Here is a 2137-nt window from a genome sequence, read left to right as displayed (position 1 = left end):
GTCTTCGATCCGGCCGAGGCACTTGGCCGTTCGGATCTGCCGCCGGATCTCTATCCCGGGGCTCTGGGCACGATCGGCGGCGGCAACCATTTTTGCGAGCTGCAGGCGGTCGATGAGACAATCGACGCCGCTGGCGAAAGCCTGTTCGACCGCCAGAAACTCTATCTGCTGGTGCATTCCGGCTCGCGCGGCCTCGGCGCGGTTGTCTTCGGGCAGATGCTCGATCGCCAATCCGCGATCACCGCCGGGCTCGATCCCGACAGCGCGGACGGCATTCACTGGCGCCGCCAGCATGATGTCTGCGTCGCCTGGGCCTCGCTCAACCGCAGCCTGATCGCGGAGCGCGCGGCAAGCGTGCTGAAAAGCGATGTTCGGCTGGTCGCTGACATCCCGCACAACCTTGTGCGCCAACGGGTTGGCGGCTTTGTGCACCACAAGGGTTCGGCTGCGGTTGCTGCCGGAGACATCGCGCCGATCGCCGGGTCGCGGGCAAGCCTAAGCTATGTCGTGCAGGTCCTCGACGCCACCGGTTCGTCGCTGGGCGGAATTTCGCACGGCGCCGGCCGCAAATACGACCGCGCGACGATGCATGGCCGCGCCGGCCGCAACAGGTCGGAGCGCGACGCGCTGTTGCGAAATGGCTGGGGCGGGCAACTGATCTGCGATGACCGCAATTTGGTTATCGAGGAAGCAGCGTCCGCCTACAAGGATGCCGGCCAGGTGGTGCGGGACCTCGCCGAGGCAGGCCTGGTGCTGGCGCTGGCAGCGATGAAGCCGCTGGTCACCTACAAGAAGGCCGTCGAAGGCCCCTCCGACCGCACGCGCAGCAAACCGATCCGCGACCGCCAGGGAAGGAGGGACCGCCATGCCCGCGATTGATCTTCTGGTCACCTCGGGCAGCGGTCCGGCGGAATGCCGCGTCGCGCTGATGGCGCTGATTGGCATCATCGAAGCCGAGGCCGACAGGCGCGGCTGCACGACCGATGTCACCTTCGGCCACAGGCCGGATCGGCACGGCGCCAAATCCGCGCTGCTCGGTCTCGAAGGCGCGAACGCCGCCGCGCTGGCGGCGGAATATTGCGGCACCGTCAAATTCGTCTTCAAGAGCCCGGTGCGCCCGGGACACAAACGCCAGAACTGGTTTGTCGGCGTGAAGGCGGTGGATCTGGCGGCGGCAGTGCCGGCCGAGGCTTCGATCGCACCCTGCGACGTGCGCTTCGAAACGCTGCGCGCCGGCGGTCCCGGCGGCCAACATCAGAACACCACCGACAGTGCGGTGCGCGCCGTCCATCTGCCGACAGGCATCGTGGTGACGGCACGCAACGAGCGCTCGCAACACCGCAACAAGGCAATCGCGCTGTGGCGGCTGGAAGCGATGCTGCGGGTTCTCGCCGATCGCGATGCCGAACAGTCGATGGCGGAAATCTTCATCGCCAACAAGGCGCTGGAGCGCGGCAACGAGGTCAAGGTGTTTCGCCTCTGACCGAACATCTTCGAGCGAAGTGGGCGCGGCCGAGTCGCCGGATGTGGATCGTCCCGGCTTCCTGCCGCGCCCATGCGGTTCTATCGTGGATTTGGCCCCAAGTCCCGAGAATCATGTCCCGTTCCGAACGCCTGCTCGACCTGATCCAGATCCTGCGCCGTCATCGTCGGCCGGTCAGTGGCCGCACGCTTGCCGGTGAAATGGGTGTCTCCATCCGAACGCTGTATCGCGACATCGCGACGCTGCAGGGGCAGGGCGCGCCGATCGAGGGCGAGGCGGGGCTGGGCTATGTGCTGAAACCTGGATTCATGCTGCCGCCGCTGATGTTCACCGATGAGGAGATCGAAGCGATCGTGCTCGGGTCGCGCTGGGTCGCCAAGCAGCCGGATGCGAGGCTTTCGGCGGCGGCGACCGATGCGCTTGCCAAGATCGCGGCCGTGCTGCCGGCCGATCTGCGCGAGGATCTCGACGCCACCACGCTGCTCGTCGGTCCGAGCGCCGAGGCCACCGAGGGCATCGACCTCAGCCTGGTGCGCCAAGCCATCCGCGACGAACGCAAGCTCGGGTTCCTCTATCGCGATGCGGCAGGGGTCCAGTCCCGGCGCATGGTCTGGCCCTTCGCGCTCGGCTTCTTCGACAAAGTGCGGATTGTGG

Annotated in this window: 3 protein-coding genes; all 3 read left to right on the top strand. The window is 66.7% G+C overall.

The window, feature by feature from the left end:
• The coding region (locus EN742_RS32720) for an RtcB family protein (RefSeq protein ID WP_128333759.1) at positions 1-879 on the top strand (879 nt) is incomplete at its 5' end.
• Positions 866-1483 (top strand): peptide chain release factor H, encoded by a 618-nt coding sequence (gene prfH / locus EN742_RS32715; RefSeq protein ID WP_127406135.1) that lies wholly within the window; start codon positions 866-868, stop codon positions 1481-1483. The genes EN742_RS32720 and prfH, both read left to right, overlap by 14 nt.
• A gap of 113 nt (positions 1484-1596) precedes the next feature.
• The coding region (locus EN742_RS32710) for a YafY family protein (protein WP_148670438.1) at positions 1597-2137 on the top strand (541 nt) is incomplete at its 3' end.

It is taken from the genome of Mesorhizobium sp. M4A.F.Ca.ET.020.02.1.1 (assembly GCF_004022645.1).
Classification (GTDB): domain Bacteria; phylum Pseudomonadota; class Alphaproteobacteria; order Rhizobiales; family Rhizobiaceae; genus Mesorhizobium.
The sequence above is the reverse complement of the archived record's forward strand: the minus strand, read 5'-3'. Positions and strand labels throughout refer to the sequence as shown.